Origin of the sequence: Maribacter sp. LLG6340-A2, assembly GCF_045057105.1 — a bacterium.
GTDB lineage: Bacteria > Bacteroidota > Bacteroidia > Flavobacteriales > Flavobacteriaceae > Maribacter.
The window spans coordinates 896322-921735 of record NZ_CP159332.1 but is presented as its reverse complement, the minus strand read 5'-3'; the positions used below and the strand labels follow the sequence as shown (position 1 = coordinate 921735).

Genomic DNA, 25414 nt, shown 5'->3' with positions numbered 1-25414 from the left:
TACAGGAAGTAAAAACATATTTGTTATATGACTAAAAAAAATTAGGGCTTTGTAATTAATTAACATAGGTACTGTTAAACCAAAAGAAAATTAAAGAGTCCTACTGGTATTAAAATTAGTTAGGAATGAAATATACATGGTTATTAGGAATGTTTATAACAAGCATCAGTATAAATATGCATGCTCAAGACTTTCAAGGAAAAGCAATTTATCAAAGTAAAACTCAGGTAAATTTTGATTTTGGCAATAGAAATATTCCAGAGGATAGAAAAAAAGAAATGTTAGAGCGTATAAAAAGGGCCAATGAAAAAACCTATGTGCTCAACTTCAATAAAACGGCATCTATTTATAAAGAGGAGGAAAAGTTGGAACAGCCCGGCGAAAGAGGTGGTGGTCGTGGTCCAAGGTTTGGAGCAATGACAGGAACTGATGGCGATTTATATAAAAATATTCAGGAGCGGAGGTATTTGGTAAAAAATGAACTTCTAGGTAAAATCTTCCTGATTGATGATGAACTACAGGCGTTAGACTGGAAAATGGGTAGCGAGTCTAAACAGATAGGTAATTATATGGCATTTAAGGCAACAGCTACCAAGACTATAAAACGGCCTAATATGCGTGCCATATTTAGAAGACCGGGAAGGGGAGAAGAAAGTAAAGATAGCGAGACTAAAGAAGAAGAGTTTACCATTAAGGAGGTAGAGATTGTTGCTTGGTATACTCCAGAAATTCCAATAAACCATGGCCCGGGTCTGTATTGGGGACTCCCTGGACTCATTCTTGCGATCAATGATGATATCACTACCATTATATGTTCTGAGATTACCTTAAACCCTTCGGATAAAATTGAGCTTAAAGCACCCAACAAAGGAAAAAGGGTAACCCAAGAAGAATACGACACAATTGCGCAGGAAAAAATGAAAGAAATGAGAGAGAATTTTAGGAATCGTGGTGGTCGTGGTGGTGGAAGGCCAAATTAACAAGAGTGCTTTATAATACATTTTAATTTACAGGGAAAACATGAGAAATAAAGTGCTTTTAACCCTATTGCTTTTGGTGGTCTCTAAGATGGCCTTTGCTCAGGAAATTATATTGTCCGGTACCGTAAAGGATAGTTTGGGCGTAGGTGTGGATATGGCCAATGTTATTGCCATTAACACTGCTACACAAGGTTTGGAATCTTATGGTATTACAAACCATGCCGGCCTGTTTAAACTTAAGTTAAAAACAGGTGAGCAATACACGGTAAAGGTCAGCTACCTTGGCTATAAACCAGAGTCTTTTACTTTTACGGCAGAGGAGAATAACGCCGTCAAGGAAATTGTATTATATGAACAGGCGGCACAATTAGATGAGGTAGATGTTACGTATGAAATGCCGGTTTCCGTTAAGGGCGATACAATTGTATATGATACGGATTCCTTTGTTTCTGGAACTGAAAAAAAGTTGAAAGATGTACTTGAAAACTTGCCCGGGATAGAAATTAATGATGATGGCCAAATTGAGGTTGAGGGCAAAACGGTTAGCAAAGTTATGGTCGAGGGAAAAGACTTTTTCGACGGCGATAGTAAGTTGGCGGTAGAGAATATACCGGCCAATGCATTAAGCAAGGTGGAGGTATTGCGTAATTTTAATGAGGTGTCGCAAATGAAGGGCCTTACCAATGATGATGATAATGTGGCGCTCAACATTAAGTTAAAAGAGGGAAAAAAGAATTTTTGGTTTGGGGAAATTACGGCAGGTTATGGACCAGAAGACCGGTATTTGGCACATCCTAAATTATTTTATTACAGTCCCAAGTACAGCATTAACATTATAACGGATGCAAATAATATAGGGGAAGTGCCCTTTACACGTAGCGATTATAGGAATTTTACAGGTGGATTTAGAAATTTGAATTCAAGAGTGGGCAGCTCCATAGCCACCGGTGTAGATGGTTTAGGTCTTTCATCGTCCCAGAATAATAGGGCCAATGATATTGACACCAAGTTTGCGGCGGCAAATTTTAGCTACGCACCTACAGAAAGTCTTGACCTAAGTGGTTTTGGTATATATTCCTATACCGGCACCCTCATGAAATCTGAAGGAAGCATATCATACATAGCAAGTAATGATGTAGAGCGTACCACTAATAATACAGACCAGACCATACATTTAGGCTTAGCAAAATTAAGTGCCAGATATAAACCTAATGAAGATTTTCAATTAGATTATGACGCCCTTTTAAAGCAATCCGATGATACCGAAGAGGTCAATGTACTGTCCGTTTCGTCAATTACAGATGAAATAATAGAAGAGAAAAAGCAAAAACCTTTGGCCGTAAACCAGAACTTAAATGTCTACTACACGCTTAATGAAAAGAATATTTTTGCTGTAGAAGCGCAACATTTCTATCAAGACGAAGACCCTTTTTATGAAGCTATACGTAATGAGTTTGCATTTGTTGATATTTTTCCTGTTGATGAAGATCAGGCCATGTACAACATCAATCAGGCAAAAACGGTGGTAACGAACAAGGTAGATGCAAAAGTGGATTATTATAGGGTGCTTGGTAGTAAGAGCAATATCAATTTAACCTTGGGTACTACCCAGAGCAATCAAAATTTCAATTCTTATATATTTCAAATTTTAGATAACAAAGATGTTTTAAATATGAACGGTGATGCGTTTAGCAATGATGTGGCGTTTCATGTTTCAGATGTGTATGCCGGCTTACATTATAAAGTTATTTCGGGGATTTTTACTTTTAACCCGGGTGTAACCTTGCATCGGTTTAATGTAAAAAATGAGCAATTGGGTACTGTGGTCGAAGATAATTTAACATCGTTATTACCAGATATATACATAAATGCACAGCTAAAAAAATCTGAAAATCTTCGTTTTAATTATCAAGTCACCCGTTCTTTTACGGATGTTAGTGATTTTGCCCAAGGATATGTATTGAACAATTATAATTCATTGTACAGTGGAAATAGAGAATTGGAAAGTGCATTGAACCATAACGTATCCCTTAATTTTTTTAGTTTCAATATGTTCAATTTCACAAATATATTTGCAAATTTGGCGTATACCAAAAGAATAGATGCCTTAAAGAATGGTGTAAATATTGTGGGTATCAATAGGGTAGGCAGTACCATAAATTCTAATTTCGCAGATGAATCTTTTAGTGCCAATGGTAAATACGAACGTACTTTTGGTAAGATTAAGGCATCGGTACAGGGTAATTTAAGTTGGTCTACGACCAATAATGTGGTAGATAATATACAACGTACCTCAAACTCACTAACGCAGAACTATACAACCGCTTTATCTACCAATTTCAAAAGTGCACCCAATTTGGAATTGGGCTACCGGTATACGATAAATAATTATGAGAATGGTGGACTGGAAACAACATTTTATACCAAAAGGCCCTATGCCCGCTTAGATGCCAGTTTTTTAAAGAACTTTATTTTTAATCTGGACTATGATTATTATAACTATAATGATAAAGAAGATACCATAACCAATACCTATAGTTTCTTGGGGGCCAACCTTAGTTATCAGAAAAAGGACAGTCATTGGGAATATGGAATACAGGGCACCAATCTTTTAAATACTACCACCCTTAATAGAGATAGTACCAATGAACTTTATTTTAGTACCCAGGCATATTTTGTACAGCCTCGTTATGTATTGCTATCTATTAAATATGACTTGTAGGGCTTATGTTTTAATAAGGCAATGGTCTTTTTGTTGAATTGTGTCAATAAATAACATGGTATTAAGATAGGGAACAGAACATTTTTTCTATTTTTGCAGCTGAATTAAAATATAGAGGAGGGATTTGACTGATTGCAACCTCTGTTTTAACCTACGGGTATAGACAAAAAAATGCTAAAGCAGTTGATGCTGATACCATATCACATCATACTTCTTTTTCGGCATAAGTTCAAATCCTTTTAAGAATAAAAAGTTTGTTATGCCATATTTATTTACATCAGAATCTGTTAGTGAAGGACACCCGGATAAAGTTGCGGATCAAATTAGTGATGCCTTGTTGGATCATTTTTTGGCCTTTGACCCAGAAAGTAAAGTTGCTTGTGAAACATTGGTGACCACAGGACAAGTGGTATTGGCCGGTGAAGTACGCAGTAATACCTATTTGGATGTTCAGAACATTGCACGTGAAGTCATCAATAAAATAGGATATACCAAAGGGGAATATCAATTTAGTGGAGATTCTTGTGGGGTTATTTCATTGATACATGAACAAAGTCAGGACATAAACCAAGGTGTAGATCGTGGAGATAAAGAAGAGCAAGGAGCGGGTGACCAGGGTATGATGTTTGGTTATGCAACCAGCGAAACAGAAAACTACATGCCGTTGGCCTTGGATATATCGCATAAGATTTTACACACCTTGGCAGAATTGCGACGTGAGGGTAAAGAGATTTCGTATTTAAGGCCCGATGCCAAAGCCCAGGTAACTTTGGAGTATTCAGATGCCAATGAGCCACAACGTATTGATACGATAGTGGTTTCTACCCAACATGACGCATTTGATCAGGATGATGAAAAAATGTTGGAGAAAATAAAGTCGGACATTATTTCCATTCTAATCCCTAGGGTCAAGGCACAGTTGCCAGAAGACACCCAAAAATTGTTCGATGATCAAATCAAATACCATATCAATCCAACCGGAAAGTTTGTAATTGGAGGACCACATGGAGATACCGGTTTAACGGGAAGAAAGATTATTGTTGATACCTATGGTGGTAAAGGAGCCCACGGTGGTGGTGCTTTTAGTGGTAAAGATCCAAGTAAGGTAGACCGTAGTGCGGCTTATGCGGCACGTCATGCGGCAAAAAATTTAGTGGCTGCAGGTGTTGCAGATGAAATTTTGGTACAGGTTAGCTATGCGATCGGTGTTGTGGAACCAACTTCTATTTATGTAGATACCTACGGTACCTCTAAAGTAGGGTTAAGTGATGGCGAAATTGCCAGAAAAGTGGCAGAATTGTTTGATATGAGACCTTTTGCCATAGAGGATAGGTTAAAATTAAGAAACCCTATATATTTGGAGACCGCTGCATATGGCCACATGGGTAAACAGCCCGTTACAATTACGAAAGTATTTGAATCTCCTTATAACGGACGTATAGAAAAAGAAGTGGAATTGTTTACTTGGGAGAAGTTAGACAAGGTAGCGGAGATTAAATCAGCTTTTAAAATTTAAATTTTCCATTTTCACATAAATATAGAGCGGCCATAGGGCCGCTTTTTTTGTTGGTTGAATTGGTTTATTTGGCACAAAAAACATAGGTAGTTTGTTTTCACAACAAGTTGGGCCACTTTCACCACAAAAAATAAAATGTAAGAAATGTACTACATATATTTGAAATGTGATTAAACGAATCCCAAATCGTTATCTAAAACTTAACCTCTTTAATTATGACCACTTTTTTAAAAGTTTTTCGGCTGGCCCTGATTTTTGTTTTATGTGTCTTTGCCGGTTCATGTGCTAAGGATACAGATTTAATTTCTGGATATTTAATAAACACGCCAACGCATAAAAAAGATGTATCTATGATTTTTGACCAAGAAACAACGGTACAAGTACCTGAAGTAGACGTTAAAATTCATGTTTTTAATACCGATGATGACCCAAAATGGGATAAAATCGGGATAAAGGAAAAAGCCCTTCAACATGATAAAATAGCAGTTCTTGAATTTGAATAATAATGCCCATTGAATATAAAAGTTTCCCCAAATTTTTCTTAACCTAAAAACAATCCCAAATGAAAACCACATTTAACCAAAATCAGGACATGAAAGTGTATCGGAATGAGTTTTTTTCCGGAATGCTTCTTTTGGCAAAAAAGATACTTATGTTTTGAAAATTACTACCATTTTTAAAAAGAGCGACTCACCTACAAGTCGCTCTTTTTTTATAAATACATTTCCCAAACCCCAGCATCATGCCTTAATATTTTGGGATTATGAGGCATCAATTGTAGGGTGCTTTACATTGGTACAATAAATTTAGAGAAGTGTACCTAACGTAATATACCGTTAAAATTCATCCCTTTTTTGTTCCGTACACCTGTAAACTTTCTTAGTTTTAAGACATCAAACCTTTAAGACATGCCAAAGTTTACGATCAAACACTTATTCACTTTTATTTTATTGGCTACAGTACTTGTTTCCTGTAGAAAAACTGCCCCTAAAACAGCCAATGCCGAAGTCTCGGATACCTACGTAGAAGATAACTACAACAAAAAGGAAGTAGATATCACCATGCGAGATGGTATTAAACTGCACACTACCATTTATTCGCCAAAAGATACCTCAAAAGAATATCCTATTATCATGCAGCGAACACCGTATAGTTCTAGGCCTTACGGAGAGGGTAATTACAAAACAAAGATTGGTCCCAATATCCACATGATGCAAGATGGTTATATCGTTGTCTATCAAGATGTACGTGGCCGTTGGCTAAGCGAGGGTCACTATGAAAATATGCGTGCCTATATTCCCAATAAAGAAACTGATCAAGATATTGATGAAAGTTCAGATACTTATGATACTATAGAATGGTTGGTAAACAATGTGGAAAACAATAATGGTAATGTGGGTATTTGGGGAATTTCCTATCCTGGTTTTTACTCTACCTATGCTGTGGTAGATGCCCACCCGGCATTAAAGGCAGCCTCACCACAGGCAAGTATTGCCGATTTCTTTTTTGATGATTTTCACCATAATGGAGCGTATTTATTGAGCTATTTTAGGGCAACATCATTATTTGGTACGCCAAGACCAGATGGAGATAAACCGATAGATACGGCATGGTATACATTGCCTGATTTGCCAACGGAAGATCAGTATCAATTCTTTTTAGATGAAGGTCCGCTGAAAAATTTAGACCGTTTTTTTGAATACGAAACTGCAGATACGCCGCGTATGGCAAAAGAAGGGGTTACAGATGATTATTTCTGGAACGAGCTTAAAGAACACCCTAATTATGATGAAATGTGGCAAAGCCGTGGGTTGATTCAGCATTTAAAAGATGTAAAACCAACCGTAGCAACTATGGTGGTTGCTGGCGAGTTTGATGCCGAAGATTTGTACGGACCTTTAGAAACCTATAAGAACATTGAAAAATACAATGCCCAAAATTACAACACCCTGGTTTTTGGACCTTGGGATCACGGTGGATGGGCGCGAAGAAAAGGGCAGAATACCGTGGGTAATTATTACTTTGGTGACGGTATTTCTGAGTTTTTCCAAGAAAATATAGAAACCAAGTTCTTCGATCATTTCTTGAAAGGAGATGGGGATAAAGATAGTGGGCTGCCGGAAGCCTATGTTTTTGATACTGGTAGAAAAGATTGGAAAACCTATGACACATGGCCACCGGCGGGTGTAGTGAAAAAAGATATGTATTTGTCTCCCGATCAAGAACTTACCGCTGAACCTAAAGGAGTAGAAGAGGTGAAATTTGTTAGTGATATCAAAAAACCGGTACCTTATTCTGAAGATATTAAAACGGTGTTTACGCCAAGAAAATATATGACAGACGATCAGCGTTTTGCAGCTCGACGCGGTGATGTTTTGGTATTTGAGACCGAGGTTATGGAAGAAGATATGACTTTGGCGGGTGATATTTTGGCGAAGTTGAAAGTAGCGACTACAGGTTCTGCTGCAGATTGGATTGTAAAGATAATAGATGTTCACCCAGCAGACGAACCAAACTACGAAGGCATGCAAGACCATTTGAAAATGAGCAATTATCATTTAATGGTACGTAGCGAGGTGTTGAGAGGGCGTTTTAGAAACAGTTTTGCCGAGCCAGAGCCGTTTGTACCCAATGAAAAGACCGATGTTACTATAAAGTTACAAGACGTTTTCCACACCATTAAAAAAGGGCATAAGTTACAGGTGCAAGTACAGAGTACGTGGTTTCCTTTAATAGATTTAAATCCGCAGACCTATGTAGACAATATCTTTGAAGCTGACGAACAAGACTTTAAAACCCAAACGCATACCGTGTTTACGGATTCTAGTATTGAGTTTTCTGTGTTGGAGTAAAATCTTAATTATGGATGATTTTTTTAACCGAGATGTAGTTCATATTATATTGACATCGCAAAAAAGAAGTATAGAAATAAGAAATTCTGATGGTTATAAATGCTTCAAAACAATACAAACAATTAGGAACTCATTTTTTATTTACAAGCACAATTACATTAGTTGGAAGAAGGCATTAGTTGAATTTTATTCTAATGAAGTTAATTTAACATCAGACTCGGTAAGAAGACATTTTCGACAAAGAATTTTAGTCGCTAAAATTCACAATTTACTTTCAAGTGCTACAATTTTTAATGAAATTCATAATGTGGGACGATTAGAAGATTCATTTCATTGCTTTATAAAGGAATTGAGAAATTTTACAATGCACAAACAATATTTTCCTTTGAGAAGCCATGCTGAATATACTGTATCTGAAGATGTAAGGTTTGAATCATTTCAAACTGATGAATTTCGGACATATTTACAAATCCAAATAGTTGAACATCCTAATTGGAAAGGTTTGAAAAGAGCTTTGGATTTTTTGGAGAATATTTTTGATTCTATAGATTTGGAAGATCTGTTAGATAAATATGATAAAAAGATGAATGTTTTTTATAACCAAAAGATCAGAAAATACGTAAGTGCGAATAGAAAATTATTCTTCGAATTAATGAATGAGACTGAAAAGGTGCATTTGGATTTATTGAATGTAAATAAGTTGCCTAAATATCCTTTGTCACCTCCAGAATTACGATATATAAAGTTAATTCTAAATTGTGATGTTAAGTAATACGTTATAATTATCCCTACTTTTAATACAAGTCAAAACGAACAACCAACAACCAACAACGAACAACAACATCAACCAAAATGAAAAATCTAATTCTAGTCCTAGCAGGCGTACTTTTCCTGCTACCTACTAATGCGAAAGCCCAAAAAAGCAAAAAGAAAAAACCCAATATCATTTTCATCATGTCAGATGATCATGCGTACCAAGCCATTAGTGCGTATGATGACAAATTGCTCCAGACTCCAAATATTGACCGTTTGGCAAAAGAAGGGATGTTGTTTACCAATGCCAGTGTTACCAACTCTATCTGTGCGCCATCAAGAGCTACTATTCTAACGGGTAAGCACACACATATTAATGGAAAAGTAGATAATTACTTTCCGTTCGATACTACACAGGTGACATTTCCGCAAATATTTAAAAAGAACGGATATAAGACAGCCATGTTTGGAAAGCTACATTTTGGGAACAACCCAAAAGGGGTAGATGAGTTTATGATTTTGCCGGGTCAGGGGCATTATATTAATCCTGATTTTATAGTCACGAATGGCGATACCATTACCAAACAAGGGTATGTAACCGATATTATTACAGATGTGTCGTTAGACTGGTTAAAAGAAGAAGCGTCAAATGACGAACCGTTTATGATGATGTACTTGCATAAGGCACCTCACAGACCATGGTGGCCTCGTGCGGATAAGTTCAAGGAATTTACACAAAAAACTTTCCCTGAGCCGGAAACGCTTTTTGATGATTACAGCAATAGGGGTACGGCAGCAAAAACGGCAGAAATGAATTTGTTGACACACATGATGTATAGTCATGATAGTAAAATTAGACCAGAGACCCTGGCAAAAATGGAGGGCAAGGTTTTTCCGGTAATAGAAGAATATCCAAATAGTTTTTATGGTCCGTATAACCGTGCCACTGCAGAACAAAAAGCATTGTACGATCCGGTGTTAGATTCCATCAATGACTTCTTCTACAACAATTGGCCAAAAATGAACGATACCGAGAAAATGAAATGGAAGTACCAGCGCTATATGCAAGATTATTTGGGAAGTATTTCCTCGGTAGATGATAATGTAGGTCGATTATTGGATTATTTGGATGAAAGCGGATTAGCAGAAAATACCATTGTAATTTACACCTCTGACCAAGGATTTTACTTAGGGGAACACGGTTGGTTCGATAAACGGTTTATATATGACGAATCATTCAAAACTCCGTTATTGGTACGTTGGCCAAATGTAGTGGCACCTGGTTCTGTAGAAAATGAAATGGTGCAGAATTTAGACTTTGCACAAACCATGTTGGAAGCGGTAGGCATCACTCCGCCAAGTGATATGCAAGGAGAAAGTTTAATTCCGTTATTGAAAGGGGAAAAAGACAAGTGGACACGTGATGCGGTGTATTATCAGTATTACGAATATCCGTCGGTTCATATGGTAAAACGTCACTACGGTATCGTGAACAAAGAATTTAAATTGGTGCATTTCTACTATGACGTAGATGAATGGGAGTTGTATGATAGATTAAAAGATCCTAAGGAGATGAACAACGTTTATAACGACCCAGCTTATGCCGATACCGTTAAAAAGCTGAAGAAAGATTTGGTGGCACTTCGCAAAAAATACAAAGACTCCCCAGAACAAGATCAACAATATATTGAGAAGTACAAGAGTGCTGGGATGATTAAATAGGTTCGTTAATCGTTATTCGTTGCTTGTTACTCGTTTTCGAATGACGGTTGTTCATTTTCAGTCATAGCGATCAAAGTGCGGCTATCTGTTTATCTGGAACACATTGGTCTATGTTAAAACGTGTAAGTCGATTCAAGTATTTTTATAGGTAGAACAACGGATATTCAAAAATGTATCGGAAACCTCGTGGCTGATGAGGTTTCAAGTTGTCTTATGATCCATAAAAAAATAACAACATCGCCTAGAATTATATATTTTTCATAAAATACTAGGTTTTTACATTTTTCTGCCATTATATTTGTAGCTCAAAGTTCACACACGTATTGAATAGTTATCAAGAAAGGTGGAGGGATTAGACCCTTTGAAACCTTAGCAACCCTTTGTTCCATACAAAGAAGGTGCTACATTCTACCCTTAGGGGAAGGATAACAGTAATCGAATTTCTCGAAATACTTTCTTATAACTTTTTGATTTTACCTACTCACATTTTAGGTGTGGTTAGGATGGGCTTTTTAAATATTAAAAAATTTTAAAAACAACAAAATCATGAGTAATCACAAATTAGCAACAAACGCTTTACACGCAGGTCACGACACAACTACCAATGGTGGTACAAGGGCAGTACCAATCTATCAAACATCATCTTACGTATTTAATGATACAGATCATGCGGCAAACTTATTTTCCCTTAAAGAACTGGGTTTTATATACACACGTTTAAACAACCCTACAAACCAAATATTACAAGATAGATTGGCTGCCGTAGAAGGTGGTATCGGTGCAGTGGTTTTTGCGTCGGGTACAGCGGCAATTTCTACTGGTTTATTGACCTTGTTAAAAGCAGGTGATCACATTGTGGCATCGAGCAGTTTGTATGGTGGTACTTTTAATTTGTTGAATGTTACCTTGCCAAGATTTGGTATTACAACAACTTTTGTAGATGCTTCTGATCCTGAAAATTTTGGAAAAGCGGTACAAGATAATACAAGGGCATTTTTTGTAGAATCCCTAGGGAATCCAAAGTTAGATGTGTTGGATCTGAAAGCGATCTCAAAAGAATCTAAAGCAGCTGGTGTTCCATTTATAGTAGATAATACCGTAGCTACTCCATCATTGTTAAACCCAATTGAACATGGGGCAAACTTGGTGATACATTCATTGACAAAATATATTGGCGGACAAGGAACCTCGTTAGGTGGCGCTATTATCGATGCCGGTACCTTTGATTGGACCAACGGGAAATTCCCTGAATTTACGGAGCCTTCTGCAGGTTACCATGGTTTGGTATATAGCGAAGCATTAGGCGCAGCAGCATTTACGTTTAAATTGATTTTGGAAGGTTTGCGTGATTTTGGTGGAGCTTTGAGTCCGTTCAACGCATTCCAAATCATACAAGGATTAGAAACACTACCTGTACGTATCAAGCAACACAGTGCAAATGCATTAGAATTAGCAGCATGGTTAGAAGGCAGGTCGGAAGTGGAATGGGTAAATTACCCAGGATTGAAGAGCAATAAGTACAACGAATTGGCAAAAGAATACTTGCCAAAAGGACAAAGTGGATTGGTTACTTTTGGTGTAAAAGGCGGATTCGAAGCTGCTAAGAAGTTGACCGATGCGACTAAAATATTCTCATTGCTAGCGAATATTGGTGATACCAAATCACTGATCATTCACCCAGCAAGTACCACGCACCAACAATTGACTGCAGAGCAGCAAGAAGGAGCGGGCGTAGGTCAAGATTTAATTCGTTTGTCAGTTGGTCTAGAAGATATAGAAGATTTAAAAGCCGATCTAGAGCAGGCATTTGCCAGCCTTTAATTTAGATACGGTAAAAGCTGAAACCACCGGTCGCTAAGCGGAGACTAAGTGATCGGTGGTTTAAGAAAAAAAGAATATTGGTTTCGGCTGAGCCCAGCCGAAACCAAGCCACAAATTGATTTGAAATTAGATGCTACATCAACTACAGATTAAAAATTATAAGACCTTAAGCGGTATCACCCAAGATATACAATTGTCATATCAGGTATTTGGTAAAAAGCTACATACAGCACCTATTATTTTGGTGAACCATGCATTGACCGGTAACTCAAATGTAACCGGAGAAAATGGTTGGTGGTCTGCCTTGATCGGGGAGGAAAAGTGTATCGATACAAATAAGTATACCATTTTGGCATTCAATATTCCCGGTAACGGTCATGATAAGTTCGTGATTGAAAATTATAAGGATTTTGTAGCTGGTGATGTGGCTAGAATGTTCTTGTTGGGCTTGGAGCAATTGAAAATAGAACGTTTATTTGCTTTGATCGGTGGTTCTTTAGGTGGAGGTATTGCGTGGGAAATGGCAGCCTTACACCCAACCTTAACTGAGCATTTGATACCTGTAGCATCAGATTGGAAATCTACCGATTGGTTAATTGCCAATTGCCAAATTCAAGAACAGTTTTTGGTAAACTCTAAGCAGCCCGTACATGATGCACGTATGCATGCCATGTTGTGTTATAGAACTCCGGCTTCCTTCAAAGAACGCTTTAAGCGAAGTACCAATGAAGAGTTGCAGGTGTTTAATGTAGAGAGTTGGTTAATGCATCATGGCGATAAACTGCAGGAACGTTTTCAGTTATCTGCCTATAAATTGATGAATCAATTATTAAAGACTATTGACGTTACTAGAGATGGTGATGAGAATTTCATCAAACTACAAAATAGCGATACCAATATCCATATTATAGGGGTGGATTCTGATATGTTCTTTACCGCCCAAGAAAACAAAGATACGTTTAAGCAGCTGGCACAGGCAAAAAGTAATGTTACCTATGGTGAAGTACAATCATTACACGGGCATGATGCATTTTTGATTGAATTTGACCAAATGGAGAAATTGCTGACAGGTATTTTTAATACCAATGGTAATATCCAGAAAATCAAGATTTTGAAGTTTGGCGGTAAGTCACTGAGCAATGGCGAAGGTTTAGAACGTGTACTTGATATAGTTACACAAAAGGTCAAGAACAATGAGAATGTTGCCATGGTAGTATCCGCTAGGGAAAAGGCAACGGATCAGTTGGAAGATATGCTGGAGAAAGCCGCCCAGGGAAAGGATTATAAAGCAGATTTTGAAGCCTTGGAAAAATATCAGAACCAAGCTTATAAAAATGTGAGTTTGTCTACTGAATTTAAAGGGCTGGCAAAGTTATATGAAGGCGTTTCCTTATTGGGCGATTATAGTTCGAAAATTAAAGATGAGGTACTTGCCTACGGTGAGTTGATCTCCGCGAAATTGGTAACGAAGTTGTTGATAGGTAAAGGCATCAATGCAAAGCTGGTAGATACACGTGAGCTCATAAAGACCGATGATACTTTTGGCGATGCCAAGGTGTTGGAGGCGGAATCGAAAGAACGTGTACTGTTGAAATTTGCTGAAATTCCTAAGGATACCGTTGCCGTGGTAACCGGTTTTATAGCATCGACCCTGGAAGGTGAAACAACGACCTTGGGAAGAAACGGAAGTAATTATTCCGCAGCATTGATAGCAAATTTCTTAGATGCCGAAGAGTTGCAGAACTATACACATGTAGATGGTATCTATACCGCAAATCCTGACTATGTGCCAGAAGCGAAAAGATTGGCAAACCTATCTTATGAGGAAGCCAATGAGCTTGCAAATTTTGGGGCTACTATTTTACATGCCAAAACTATAATACCGCTAATTGAAAAGAATATTCCTTTACGTATTCTAAACACCTACAATGATGATAATGAAGGTACGTTGATCAGTGCAAAATCTAGTAAAGAAGGTATTAAATCGCTTTCTGTTATAGAAGATGTTGCCATGATCAATATTGAAGGTCGTGGACTGTTAGGTAAAGTAGGTGTGGATGCCAGAATATTTAAGGCATTGCAGGCTAGTAATATTAGTGTAAGTATTATTTCTCAAGGTTCTTCGGAAAGAGGTATCGGACTGGTAGTAAAGAAAGACAAGGCAAAAAGAGCAAAACTGGCGCTAGAAAATGAGTTCAGCAATGACTTTGAGTCTAAAGATGTCAATATGATTACGGTAATGGACGATGTTTCGATTATTTCTATTGTTGGTCAAGATTTAAGTACATTTCATAATCCGTTCAATGCATTGATCAAAAACCAAATAGTGCCGTTGTTGTTCAATAATACGGTGTCTGGTAATAACGTGAGTTTGGTGGTTAAAAAGTCCGATTTGCACAAGGCTGTGAACGTAATGCATGGTCAGGTATTCGGTATTAGTAAGAAAATAAATATCCTCATTTTCGGTCATGGCAATGTAGGAGGCACCTTAATAGACCAGATATTGGAATCTGCAGAAACCATTAAAACCCGTAAGCGCTTGGATCTTCGTGTTTTTGGTATAGCGAACTCTAAAAATATACTGCTGAACGAGAAAGGCATTGCAAAAAATTGGAAAACGCAATTAAAGCAAAAAGGGAAATCATATAAAATTGATGATGTTTTTGACTTTGCGAAACGTCACCATTTAGAGAATTTAATCGTTATTGATAATACGGCGAGCAAAGACTTTGTAGCCAATTACTTTGAATTTGTTGAACACGGTTTTGATATTGTTTCATCCAATAAAATTGCCAATACCTTACGTTACGATTTTTATCAACTGTTGCGTGAAGAGCTGCAAAAAAATCAGAAACAGTATTTGTACGAAACAAATGTAGGAGCGGGATTACCGTTAATAGATACCATTAAGTTGTTGCATTTGTCCGGTGAAAATATTACGAGAATTAAAGGGGTGTTCTCGGGTTCTTTAAGTTATATATTCAATACCTTCTCAGAAGTAGATGTGCCGTTTTCATCTATTCTAAAAGATGCGATGCAAAAAGGGTTTACAGAGCCCGATCCAAGAGAAGATTTATCGGGCAATGATGTAGGGCGTAAATTATTGATATTGGCGCGCGAGTTAGATTTACATAATGAGTTTGCCGATATTAACATAGAGAACTTAATACCTAAAAAATTACAAGAAGGAGATGTTGATTTCTTCTTGGAACATTTAGATGTGTTGGATACGAAGTTCAATGAAATTAAAAAGAAACAAAAACCTGATCATGTACTTAGGTATGTAGGGGATTTACATGGTAACCTTCAAAAAGAAAAAGGAGTGTTAGATGTAAAACTGATTTCCGTACCAAAAGAAAGTGCTTTGGGGCAGGTAAAAGGATCAGATTCCATCATTGAAATTTATACGGAATCTTACGGAGAAAATCCGTTAGTGATTCAAGGCGCAGGTGCAGGAGCGGCAGTTACCGCAAGAGGGGTTTTTGGAGATATATTGAGGATTGCGGAGAAAGGGTGACTTCGGCTCCGCTCAGTCACCGCATAAAAGTTTGTAGCTGGCCGTATTTTGGTAGTTGAGCATAGCCGAAGCTAAATTAGATGAACAGAAAATTGATTATTTAAATATTGGTGGCTGAGCGTAGTCGAAGCCAATAAATGATAATTGTATGTCAGGATTCATGTATATTTTGGAATGTGCAGACGGAAGTTATTATACTGGTAGTACAAAAGACTTAGATAAAAGAATAGTAGAACACCAAGAAGGTAAAGGGGCTAATCATACAAAATTAAGATTACCTGTGAAGTTGGTTTATGTAGAAGAGTATCTAAGAATTGATTCTGCATTTTATAGAGAGAAACAAATACAGGGTTGGAGACGTGAAAAGAAAGAAGCATTGATTAATGGGGAATTAGGTAGGTTGCCAGGTCTAGCAGAATGCCAAAATGACTCTCATTATAAATATTTTAAAGAAAAGTAGGTAGTCACTTCATCTACGCTCTTTGACCTAATACTTAATTTTAAAGAGGTGGCTGAGCGAAGCCGAAGCCAGATTTGAGATAAAGAAAGTAAAATTGCTCAAGATGGTGGCTGAGCGTAGTCGCAGCCAAATTTGGGATAAAAAAAGTAAAATGGTTTAAGTTGGTGACAGAGCGATGCCGAAGTCAAATGAGGAAGAAAAAAATAAAATATTTTAGAAAGATGGCTTAGTGAAGCCATAGCCAAAAGGAATTACAATGAACAAGAACAACAATAAATTTGAAACGAACGCCATACGTACGCAATTGAAGCGTACAGAAAATTTGGAGCATTCAGTACCGTTATACTTAACGTCTAGTTTTGTATTTGAAGATGCGGAAGATATGCGTGCGTCGTTTGCTGAAGAGAAGGAGCGTAATATATATTCAAGATATTCCAATCCGAATTCATCAGAGTTTATAGAAAAAGTATGTCAGATGGAAGGTGCAGAAAGCGGATTCGCATTTGCATCGGGTATGGCGGCTGTGTTTTCTACTTTGGCAGCATTGTTAGATAGTGGTGATCATGTGTTGTCTGCAAGAAGTATATTTGGCTCAACACACTCATTGTTTACCAATTTCTTCCCTAAATGGAATATTGATCATACTTATTTTAAGATTGATGAATTGGACAAATTAGAAAGTCTGATCACACCGAAAACCAAAATAATCTATGCGGAGACACCCACTAATCCTGGTGTTGATGTGTTAGATTTAGAAGAGCTGGGTAAGATTGCAAAGAAGCATAATTTGATCCTGGTAATCGATAATTGTTTTGCATCACCTTATTTGCAACAGCCTATTAAGTTCGGTGCGGATTTGGTTATTCACTCAGGTACAAAATTGATGGATGGTCAAGGCAGGGTATTGGCGGGCATTACTGTAGGTAGTGCAGCGTTAATGGATAAAGTATACCGTTTTTCTCGAATTACGGGTCCGGCGTTATCACCTTTCAATGCCTGGGTACTTTCTAAAAGTTTGGAAACACTGGCAATACGTGTAGACAGACACTGTGATAATGCCTTGAAATTAGCGGAATTCTTAGAGGGGAATGATAAAGTGAATTGGGTAAAATATCCATTCTTAAAATCGCATCCTAAATACGAAATTGCTAAAAAGCAAATGAAAGCTGGAGGTTGTGTAGTTGCTTTTGAGGTTAAAGGCGGTTTAGAAGCGGGTAGGGAATTTTTCGACTCTATTAAATTATTGTCCCTTTCTGCAAACTTAGGCGATTCAAGAACTATAGTAACGCATCCTGCATCAACAACACATAGTAAATTGAGCGTAGAGGAACGTGCTGCCGTGGGTATCTCAGATGGTACGGTAAGAATTTCTGTGGGTCTGGAACATATAGATGATATTATTGCGGATATTTCTCAGGCTTTGGGATAATATCAAAATAGAAGAAATAAAAAATGCCCGTTTTGTACCGGGCATTTTTATGTATTAGTGAGTATATTATTTACTTAATGTCATATTGTAGGTTGCGCTAATACTAGTAGTGGCGCCAAAGAAATCAACTGTTTCATCAATTTCATAACGAAGGGACATTTTAGAATCTGTTAGTTCTGTAATTGTGAATCCTACTTCTTCTTCACCAGAACCAAAATATAAGGTACTACCATCTAGTCGCCATTCATCACTTTCAAAAAAGTCTTCACCGGTTTCTTCCTCTGTAGAAGTTTCTCCCATAACCGTAGTCGTTACCACCGTAGTGTAAGAACCTTCACTGGTTACTATGTTGGGGTTTTCGGAAAAGGTAATAACGGTATCAAAATCTTTGCCAACGGCTGTAAATGTGGTGGGTATAGAGGTACCATCAAAATTGGTGTCTGATCTACCATCCTTTGTTTCAAGGGCAGTTAGGTTCCATGTGCCTACAATTTCAGATTCACTGGCAATTGTAACCGCATCTTGGTCCGTGGAGCAAGATAAAAATAGTAGGGTAAAGGTGCTTAGGAGAGTTAAATGGAATAGTTTACGCATGTTGATTTATTTAAGGTAAATGTTGATAACGGAAAATTGAATGCATAAGTATTTTATCCATATTTTTTTATTTGGCTATCTTAGCATTATGCTCTCTAAAAAGACGAAATACGGATTAAAGGCCCTTTCATATTTGGCATTACAGGTCGATAAAAAACCTGTGCAGATATCTGAGATTGCCGAGAAGGAAAATATCTCCCAAAAGTTCTTGGAGAGTATATTGCTTAGCCTTAGAAAAACCGGTTTTTTGGGTTCCAAAAAAGGAAAGGGCGGGGGATATTACTTATTGAAATCTCCAGAGGAAATTTCCATGACGGATGTTATGAGGGTGCTGGAAGGACCTATTTCTATGGTACCCTGCGTTAGTTTAAATTTTTATGAAACTTGTGACGACTGTCCAGATGAACAAACTTGCTCCGTACATAAATTAATGCTTCAAGTACGTGACAGCACATTAGAAGTGTACAGAAATAATACCTTAAAAGATTTAATTGCCTAGCAGCTATCCATAATTTTTTTCATTAGTGCTTGCTTTCGTATTGAGGAATCTCAAATTTTAATACCCTTTTGTTAATAATCTACTAAATCTATAGGGTAATAGAAATTTATCTGGTTTTTTGGCGACTACTTTGAAAATATATACTATTTTTGAAAACTCTATTAAATTAGTAGGGTAATAAAAATTACGTAAAAAGATGATTGCAGATCAACTTGTTTTAAATAAGAAAGAGTCTAAAACGACCTATAAGGAAGATAAAACGTCAGAGAAACCGCTACGTAGTGTTGCTAAAGCATTTAGTTGGAGAGTAATAGGCACCTTGGATACTTTGGTGATTTCCTATTTGTTAACCGGTAAGATATCACTTGCGGCCTCCATTGCGTCTATAGATTTTGTAACGAAAATGGTCTTGTACTTTTTTCACGAAAGAATCTGGAATTTGGTTAAGTGGGGTAAATAGTAAAGAAAAGGATTATGGCATTGACAGAAGCACAAGTTCAACAATTGAACGTTCAATTTAAAGGCATACCACCAGAAGAGATTATTTCTTGGGCAGTAAAACATGCTCAGACTCCTGTTGTAACAACAAATTTTAGACCTTATGAAGTAGCAATTTTACATGCTGTTTCTGAGGTAAGAAAAGATATTCCTGTGATTTGGTGCGATACTGGGTATAATACGCCTAAAACGTATAAGCATGCAGAGGAGTTGATCAATAGGTTGAATTTGAACGTTAAATTATATGTGCCTAAGCAAACAACTGCACATAGAGATGCCGTTATGGGTATACCTCAAATAGATGACCCTAGACATGCCGAGTTTACGGAGCAGGTAAAATTAGAACCGTTCAAAAGAGCTATGACCGATTTTAAGCCAGATGTATGGTTCACAAATCTTAGAAAAGGGCAGACTGCACATAGAGATAGCTTGGATATTTTAAGTTTAAGTAAAGACGGTGTTTTAAAAGTGAGTCCGTTTTACCACTGGAACGATACGCAGTTAGATACCTATTTAAAAAAATACGATCTACCTAATGAACATAACTATTTTGATCCTACCAAAGTGTTGGCAAATAGGGAATGTGGATTGCACAGTTAATTAGAGGTAGTAGAAAAGAATTAAGATAATTGATCTAAAAAATTAGAATGAGTAATACAAGTACGGAATTGGAGGTAACACCTTCTCTAGACCTTTTAAAAGATACATCTCATATAAACGCCCTTGAAAATGAGGCAATTTATATCATTAGAGAGGTTGCAGCTCAGTTTGAGAAGCCTGTTCTTTTGTTTTCGGGGGGTAAAGACTCGATTACATTGGTACGTCTGGCACAAAAGGCGTTTTGGCCTTCAAAAATTCCCTTCCCATTAATGCATATTGATACCGGACATAACTTTCCTGAAACTATCGAGTTTAGAGATAGATTGGTAGAAGAGTTGGGTCTTGAATTGATTGTGCGAAATGTACAAGATTCAATTGATCAAGGTAAGGTTAAAGAAGAATCGGGTAGGTATTCAAGTAGAAATAGCCTTCAGACAACGACCTTGTTAGATGCAATCGAAGAGTTTAAGTTCGATGCATGTATAGGTGGTGCTCGTAGAGATGAAGAAAAGGCACGTGCTAAAGAACGTATTTTCTCTGTTCGTGATGATTTCGGACAGTGGGATGAGCGTAATCAGCGTCCAGAGTTGTTCGATATGTTAAACGGACAAATAGAATTGGGTCAGAACGTTAGGGTGTTTCCAATTTCTAACTGGACGGAATTAGACGTTTGGTCGTATATCAAAGAAGAGCAAATCGAAATCCCTTCCATCTATTTCGCACACAAGCGTAAAACATTCTTAAGGGATGGCATGATCTGGTCTGCAGAAGATGGCATCGTATTTAGGGAAGAAGATGAGGTTGTAGAAGAAAGATTGGTGCGTTTCCGTACCGTGGGAGATATGTCTTGTACGGCAGCCGTACTTTCAGATGCAGAAACTATTGATAAGGTAGTAGAGGAAATTAGGGATTCATCCATTTCGGAACGTGGCGCACGTATTGACGACAAGCGTTCAGAAGCAGCAATGGAGAAAAGAAAACAACAAGGATACTTTTAGAAAAAGGCAGTATTCAGTAACAGTAGGCAGTTCTATGTAACATGCTACTGCTAACTGTAACTGCCAACTGAAAACTAAGGAATAATGGAAGTACTAAAAATAGCAACAGCAGGTAGTGTAGATGACGGTAAAAGTACCTTGATCGGGAGAATATTGTATGATACGAAGTCACTTACCAGCGATAAATTAGAGGCAATAGAGAAGACCAGTAAGCAAAAGGGATATGATTATTTAGATTTCTCCTTGGCAACAGATGGTCTGGTAGCGGAACGTGAGCAAGGTATTACGATTGATGTTGCCCATATCTATTTCTCTACGGCAAAGAAAAGTTACATTATAGCAGATACCCCTGGGCATGTAGAATATACCCGTAACATGGTTACAGGTGCATCTACATCTCAAGCCGCGATTATTTTGATCGATGCGCGTAAAGGGGTAATCGAGCAGACCAACAGACACTTTTTTATCAATAACCTATTGCGCATCAAAGATGTGGTGGTAGCTATCAATAAGATGGATTTGGTAGATTATTCTGAGGAAACGTACAATGCAATAAAAGCCGATTTTGAGGCATTGATGGCAAAGAGGGATTATCAGGATCAGAAAATCACTTTTATTCCTGTTAGTGCGTTAAAAGGAGATAACGTAGTAAACTTGTCAGACAAGACCCCTTGGTATAAAGGGCAGTCTTTGTTAGAGCATTTTGAGGCCTTGGACAGAAAGGATATTTTCAATGTGGGTACACCACGTTTCCCGGTGCAATATGTCATTCGTCCAAAGACAGATGAGCATCATGACTTTAGAGGATTTGCCGGTAAAGTATATGGTGGTGAACTTAGCGTAGGTGATGAGGTCGTAGCGCTTCCGTCGCAAACACGTTCTAAAATAAAGGATATTTATTTCCATGATAAGAAGTATAGAACCGCATCTAGGCGTTCGTCGGTAACGATTACCTTAGAAGATGAAATCAATTTGAGTCGTGGAGATATGTTAGTTAAAGCAGGAGATTTACCTACGGTAGATAAGCAATTTACGGCAACCATCTCGTGGATGGATTCATTGCCATTAGCTGCAGGAAACAAATATATAGTTCAACACGGGGTCAATAAGGTATTAGCGAAGGTGGAGCAGGTACATCATAAAATTGCACCGGATTATTCTGGTATAGATGAGAAAACGGAGTCTTTGGGTATGAATGATATTGCCCAGGTAAGTTTCCGTTTAAACAAACCAATTTTCTATGACCAATTTAAAGATCATAGAACAAACGGTTCCTTTATTTTGATAGATACAAAATCCAATAGTACCGTAGGGGCAGGATTCATAAGTTAATAGAAACATGTCAATTTTATATTGACTGTTTTTATTAAGTCTATAAAATCTATAGGTAAAATATAGTAATAATTTACATCGGTATTTATACTGAACATTTAATACTAAGCAATGCAAAGTTTTAGAACAGAATTAGAAAATCAGGTAGTTGAAAAGGACATTCTTGAATTGGAACGTAAAATTCATGAGTTTCACGGCGGCAAACTAGATGAAGAAAAGTTTAGAAGCCTTCGTTTGGCACGTGGTGTTTACGGTCAGCGTCAAGAAGGTGTTCAAATGATTCGTATTAAGTTGCCTTACGGTAAGGTAACCTCTAAGCAATTGCTTCGTATTTGCGATGTGTCCGATGAGTATTCTACCGGTAGGTTGCACATTACTACGCGTCAAGATATTCAGATTCACTATGTAGATTTGAATAGAACGCCGCAGTTATGGGCAGAATTGGAAAAGGATGAAATTACGTTAAGAGAAGCTTGTGGTAATACCGTACGTAATGTTACGGCAAGTGAGACTGCAGGTATTGATGTTGATGAACCGTTTGATGTTTCGCCTTATGCACATGCATTGTTTCAATACTTTTTAAGAAACCCTGTGTCTCAAGAAATGGGGAGAAAATTTAAAGTTTCTTTCTCCGCAAGTGATGCCGATACCGGTTTATCATACATGCATGATTTAGGTTTTATTGCCAAAATACAAAATGGGGAAATTGGTTTTAAAGTGATGTTAGGTGGCGGATTGGGTTCTCAGCCAAGACATGCAGATGAATTGTACAGCTTCTTGCCAGCGGACCAAATTATTCCTTTAATGGAAACCGTAGTGCGTGTTTTTGACCGTTACGGTGAGCGTAAAAGTAGAGCTAAGGCAAGAATGAAATTTTTGTTGAAAGATTTAGGTCTTGATGGATTTAAAGAATTATTGGCTGCTGAGAAAACGGCGGTGCCATTTGATAGTTTTCCTATTGACCCAGAGGCATACCCAAAAGTAGAAGTATCCGAGTTGGAGGCACCAGCAGTTGAGGTAAGTGATGTAAAGGCATTTGAACAATGGAAATCTACCAACGTTATACCTCAAAAACAACCAGGTTATGTTGCTTTGGGCATTAAGGTGTTATTGGGTGATTTTTATACGGACAAGGCACGTCTATTGGCAAATCTGGTGCAAAAATATGCGGCTGGTGAACTTAGGTTGTCATTACGTCAAAATATATTGATTCCGTATGTGAAAGAAGAAAGTCTTGCATTTTTCTATACGGAATTGGAAAAGTTAGGTTTTGTTGAAGCTGGTTACAATAAGGCTCTTGATATCACGGCTTGCCCAGGTACGGATACCTGTAATTTAGGTATTGCAAGTAGTACGGGTATTGCCGAAGAATTGGAAAGAGTTATAAAAACGGAGTATCCTGATTATATCAATAACGATGATGTCGTTATAAAGATCAGCGGTTGTATGAACGCCTGTGGGCAGCACAATATGGCAAATATTGGTTTTCAAGGGATGTCCGTTCGTACAAAAGATAAATTAGTGGCTCCCGCACTGCAGGTACTGTTGGGTGGTAGCAACGATGGAAATGGAAATGGTCGTTTTGCTGATAAGGTGGTGAAAGTACCAAGTAAAAGAGGACCGGAAGCATTGCGTTTGATCTTAAATGATTTTGATGCTAACGGAGGAGACTTGTCTTTCCCTGATTATTATGCGGAAAAAGGACAAATGTATTTCTATGATTTCCTTACTCCGCTTTCATCTACAGATGATTTAACGCCAGAAGATTTCATTGACTGGGGTAATACAGAGCGTTATGAAAAAGCCATTGGAGTAGGTGAGTGTGCAGGAGTTGTAATCGATTTAATTGCGACCCTTCTTTTTGAAAGTGAAGAGAAAATACAGAATGCGGAAGAAATGTTCCAGGCGGAAAAATGGTCGGCAAGTATCTATCACGCGTATTCTTCTATGGTGAATTCGGCAAAAGCGATGCTGACTGCAGAAAATACCAAAGTAAATACACATGCAAGTATCATTAAAGATTTTGATGAGAAGTTTGTTGCGGATGGAAGAATTGCTGTTGCAGGCGGATTTGAAAATATGGTCCTACAACTAAATCAGAATGAACCAACAAAAGAATTTGCACAATCTTACATAAAAGATGCAAAGGAATTTTTAGAAACTGTTGAGAAATTCAGACAACAAGAATTAGCAGAGGCATAATATGCATACCAATAATTTATCCAATCAAAAAACAATCAATTCAATAGTTGATACTCCCTTAAAGAATAGAGGGAGGTTGACTGTTGTTGGTGCAGGACCCGGTGATGTAGAGCTGATTACTTTAAAAGCGATCAGAACGTTAGAAAGTGCCGATGTGGTTTTGTATGATGCTTTGGTAAACGAAGAGTTGCTGGAATTTGCTAAAAATGCAGAGCTCATATTTGTGGGCAAACGCAAAGGCTGTTATGCCTACCAACAAGAGCAGATTAACGAGCTTATTGTCAGTAGGGCAAAATCTGCGGGACATGTGGTGCGCTTAAAAGGCGGAGATCCTTTTGTATTCGGTCGCGGTTCGGAAGAAATGGAATATGCCGCATCTCACGGATTAGAAGTTGCCATGGTGCCTGGTATTTCCTCAAGCCTAAGTGTGCCCGCATATCAAAATATACCGGTGACCAAAAGAGGTTCGTCAGAAAGTTTTTGGGTAATTACAGGTACCACCAAAGAACATAACTTATCTGCCGATGTTGCTCTAGCGGCAAAAAGCAGTGCTACGGTGGTCATTTTAATGGGTATGTCAAAACTCCCTCAAATAGTAGAGTTGTTTAAAGGAGAAGGTAAGGCGGATATGCCGATCGCCATTATTCAAAATGGAACACGTGACAACGAAAAAGTGGGTGTTGCAACTATCGATACTATTATAGATGTAGTGGAGAAAGAAAAACTATCGAATCCGGCGATTATTATCATTGGCGAAGTAGTTAAACATCGTGACGCACTGGCAGAGGCAACCAACCAGTATTCAAAGGAGAATGTCAGGTTGAGCGAAGTAGGCAGTATTGAGTAAATAGTATTAAGTACAAAGTACTAAGTAATAGGTAAAGAGTACCAGTAAAGGAAAAGTATAGAGACTAAGTGT

The 25414-nt window shown here is 37.7% G+C and carries 19 protein-coding genes and 1 riboswitch; of the genes, 18 read left to right on the top strand and 1 reads right to left on the bottom strand.

The window, feature by feature from the left end; genetic code table 11:
* The first annotated feature begins 125 nt into the window (after positions 1 to 125).
* From ABVM52_RS03800 to ABVM52_RS03750, 11 genes are all read left to right on the top strand, one after another.
* Complete coding sequence (locus ABVM52_RS03800) at positions 126 to 980, top strand: GLPGLI family protein (protein WP_405383878.1); 855 nt, start codon at positions 126 to 128, stop codon at positions 978 to 980.
* Positions 981 to 1020: 40 nt separating this feature from the next.
* Positions 1021 to 3702 carry a carboxypeptidase-like regulatory domain-containing protein gene (locus tag ABVM52_RS03795; RefSeq protein ID WP_405383876.1) on the top strand — a complete coding sequence of 894 codons (2682 nt, stop codon included), beginning with the start codon at positions 1021 to 1023 and terminating at the stop codon, positions 3700 to 3702.
* A gap of 259 nt (positions 3703 to 3961) precedes the next feature.
* Entirely contained in the window at positions 3962 to 5218 is a 1257-nt protein-coding gene (metK, locus tag ABVM52_RS03790) for a methionine adenosyltransferase (RefSeq protein ID WP_405383874.1), read from the top strand.
* 215 nt (positions 5219 to 5433) lie between these two features.
* Positions 5434 to 5721 (top strand): hypothetical protein, encoded by a 288-nt coding sequence (locus ABVM52_RS03785; protein WP_405383872.1) that lies wholly within the window; start codon positions 5434 to 5436, stop codon positions 5719 to 5721.
* Positions 5722 to 6126: 405 nt separating this feature from the next.
* A complete protein-coding gene (locus ABVM52_RS03780) occupies positions 6127 to 8070 on the top strand; it encodes a CocE/NonD family hydrolase (RefSeq protein ID WP_405383870.1) in 1944 nt (647 codons plus the stop codon).
* Between the two features lie 10 nt (positions 8071 to 8080).
* The gene (locus ABVM52_RS03775; RefSeq protein ID WP_405383868.1) at positions 8081 to 8842 is read left to right on the top strand and encodes a hypothetical protein; all 762 of its coding nucleotides are present in this window, start codon (positions 8081 to 8083) and stop codon (positions 8840 to 8842) included.
* An 80-nt stretch (positions 8843 to 8922) separates the two neighbouring features.
* Positions 8923 to 10545: a sulfatase gene (locus tag ABVM52_RS03770; protein WP_405383866.1), complete on the top strand. Its 1623-nt coding sequence runs from the start codon at positions 8923 to 8925 to the stop codon at positions 10543 to 10545.
* Between the two features lie 328 nt (positions 10546 to 10873).
* Positions 10874 to 10977, top strand: a riboswitch (SAM riboswitch).
* 114 nt (positions 10978 to 11091) lie between these two features.
* Complete coding sequence (locus tag ABVM52_RS03765; RefSeq protein ID WP_405383864.1) at positions 11092 to 12366, top strand: O-acetylhomoserine aminocarboxypropyltransferase/cysteine synthase family protein; 1275 nt, start codon at positions 11092 to 11094, stop codon at positions 12364 to 12366.
* A gap of 130 nt (positions 12367 to 12496) precedes the next feature.
* Positions 12497 to 15883, top strand: coding sequence for a bifunctional aspartate kinase/homoserine dehydrogenase I (gene thrA / locus ABVM52_RS03760; RefSeq protein WP_405383862.1), 3387 nt, complete (start codon positions 12497 to 12499; stop codon positions 15881 to 15883).
* Between the two features lie 148 nt (positions 15884 to 16031).
* Positions 16032 to 16343 (top strand): GIY-YIG nuclease family protein, encoded by a 312-nt coding sequence (locus ABVM52_RS03755; protein ID WP_405383860.1) that lies wholly within the window; start codon positions 16032 to 16034, stop codon positions 16341 to 16343.
* Between the two features lie 256 nt (positions 16344 to 16599).
* Positions 16600 to 17772 carry a trans-sulfuration enzyme family protein gene (locus tag ABVM52_RS03750; RefSeq protein ID WP_405383858.1) on the top strand — a complete coding sequence of 391 codons (1173 nt, stop codon included), beginning with the start codon at positions 16600 to 16602 and terminating at the stop codon, positions 17770 to 17772.
* Between the two features lie 66 nt (positions 17773 to 17838).
* Here the strand turns inward: ABVM52_RS03750 and ABVM52_RS03745 are convergent, their stop codons facing one another.
* Complete coding sequence (locus ABVM52_RS03745; RefSeq protein WP_405383856.1) at positions 17839 to 18366, bottom strand: hypothetical protein; 528 nt, start codon at positions 18364 to 18366, stop codon at positions 17839 to 17841.
* Between the two features lie 88 nt (positions 18367 to 18454).
* Here ABVM52_RS03745 and ABVM52_RS03740 point away from each other — a divergent pair, with 88 nt between their 5' ends.
* From ABVM52_RS03740 to cobA, 7 genes are all read left to right on the top strand, one after another.
* A complete protein-coding gene (locus ABVM52_RS03740; protein ID WP_405385096.1) occupies positions 18455 to 18865 on the top strand; it encodes an RrF2 family transcriptional regulator in 411 nt (136 codons plus the stop codon).
* 196 nt (positions 18866 to 19061) lie between these two features.
* Positions 19062 to 19325, top strand: a complete 264-nt coding sequence (locus ABVM52_RS03735) for a DUF2061 domain-containing protein (RefSeq protein WP_405383854.1) — start codon at positions 19062 to 19064, stop codon at positions 19323 to 19325.
* Positions 19326 to 19339: 14 nt separating this feature from the next.
* Positions 19340 to 19963 (top strand): phosphoadenosine phosphosulfate reductase family protein, encoded by a 624-nt coding sequence (locus tag ABVM52_RS03730; RefSeq protein WP_405383852.1) that lies wholly within the window; start codon positions 19340 to 19342, stop codon positions 19961 to 19963.
* 47 nt (positions 19964 to 20010) lie between these two features.
* Complete coding sequence (gene cysD / locus ABVM52_RS03725) at positions 20011 to 20961, top strand: sulfate adenylyltransferase subunit CysD (protein WP_236564425.1); 951 nt, start codon at positions 20011 to 20013, stop codon at positions 20959 to 20961.
* An 84-nt stretch (positions 20962 to 21045) separates the two neighbouring features.
* On the top strand, positions 21046 to 22293 hold the full coding sequence (locus tag ABVM52_RS03720) for a sulfate adenylyltransferase subunit 1 (protein ID WP_405383850.1): 1248 nt from the start codon (positions 21046 to 21048) through the stop codon (positions 22291 to 22293).
* Between the two features lie 111 nt (positions 22294 to 22404).
* Positions 22405 to 24495, top strand: a complete 2091-nt coding sequence (locus ABVM52_RS03715; RefSeq protein ID WP_405383848.1) for a HEPN domain-containing protein — start codon at positions 22405 to 22407, stop codon at positions 24493 to 24495.
* 1 nt (position 24496) lies between these two features.
* Positions 24497 to 25342 carry a uroporphyrinogen-III C-methyltransferase gene (gene cobA / locus ABVM52_RS03710; RefSeq protein ID WP_405383846.1) on the top strand — a complete coding sequence of 282 codons (846 nt, stop codon included), beginning with the start codon at positions 24497 to 24499 and terminating at the stop codon, positions 25340 to 25342.
* Positions 25343 to 25414: the final 72 nt, after the last annotated feature.

Coding starts and splice junctions, on each gene's coding strand:
- ABVM52_RS03800 (WP_405383878.1), top strand. CDS start 126: ATGAAATATACATGGTTATTAGGAATGTTTATAACAAGCATCAGTATA.
- ABVM52_RS03795 (WP_405383876.1), top strand. CDS start 1,021: ATGAGAAATAAAGTGCTTTTAACCCTATTGCTTTTGGTGGTCTCTAAG.
- metK (WP_405383874.1), top strand. CDS start 3,962: ATGCCATATTTATTTACATCAGAATCTGTTAGTGAAGGACACCCGGAT.
- ABVM52_RS03785 (WP_405383872.1), top strand. CDS start 5,434: ATGACCACTTTTTTAAAAGTTTTTCGGCTGGCCCTGATTTTTGTTTTA.
- ABVM52_RS03780 (WP_405383870.1), top strand. CDS start 6,127: ATGCCAAAGTTTACGATCAAACACTTATTCACTTTTATTTTATTGGCT.
- ABVM52_RS03775 (WP_405383868.1), top strand. CDS start 8,081: ATGGATGATTTTTTTAACCGAGATGTAGTTCATATTATATTGACATCG.
- ABVM52_RS03770 (WP_405383866.1), top strand. CDS start 8,923: ATGAAAAATCTAATTCTAGTCCTAGCAGGCGTACTTTTCCTGCTACCT.
- ABVM52_RS03765 (WP_405383864.1), top strand. CDS start 11,092: ATGAGTAATCACAAATTAGCAACAAACGCTTTACACGCAGGTCACGAC.
- thrA (WP_405383862.1), top strand. CDS start 12,497: ATGCTACATCAACTACAGATTAAAAATTATAAGACCTTAAGCGGTATC.
- ABVM52_RS03755 (WP_405383860.1), top strand. CDS start 16,032: ATGTCAGGATTCATGTATATTTTGGAATGTGCAGACGGAAGTTATTAT.
- ABVM52_RS03750 (WP_405383858.1), top strand. CDS start 16,600: ATGAACAAGAACAACAATAAATTTGAAACGAACGCCATACGTACGCAA.
- ABVM52_RS03745 (WP_405383856.1), bottom strand. CDS start 18,366: ATGCGTAAACTATTCCATTTAACTCTCCTAAGCACCTTTACCCTACTA.
- ABVM52_RS03740 (WP_405385096.1), top strand. CDS start 18,455: ATGCTCTCTAAAAAGACGAAATACGGATTAAAGGCCCTTTCATATTTG.
- ABVM52_RS03735 (WP_405383854.1), top strand. CDS start 19,062: ATGATTGCAGATCAACTTGTTTTAAATAAGAAAGAGTCTAAAACGACC.
- ABVM52_RS03730 (WP_405383852.1), top strand. CDS start 19,340: ATGGCATTGACAGAAGCACAAGTTCAACAATTGAACGTTCAATTTAAA.
- cysD (WP_236564425.1), top strand. CDS start 20,011: ATGAGTAATACAAGTACGGAATTGGAGGTAACACCTTCTCTAGACCTT.
- ABVM52_RS03720 (WP_405383850.1), top strand. CDS start 21,046: ATGGAAGTACTAAAAATAGCAACAGCAGGTAGTGTAGATGACGGTAAA.
- ABVM52_RS03715 (WP_405383848.1), top strand. CDS start 22,405: ATGCAAAGTTTTAGAACAGAATTAGAAAATCAGGTAGTTGAAAAGGAC.
- cobA (WP_405383846.1), top strand. CDS start 24,497: ATGCATACCAATAATTTATCCAATCAAAAAACAATCAATTCAATAGTT.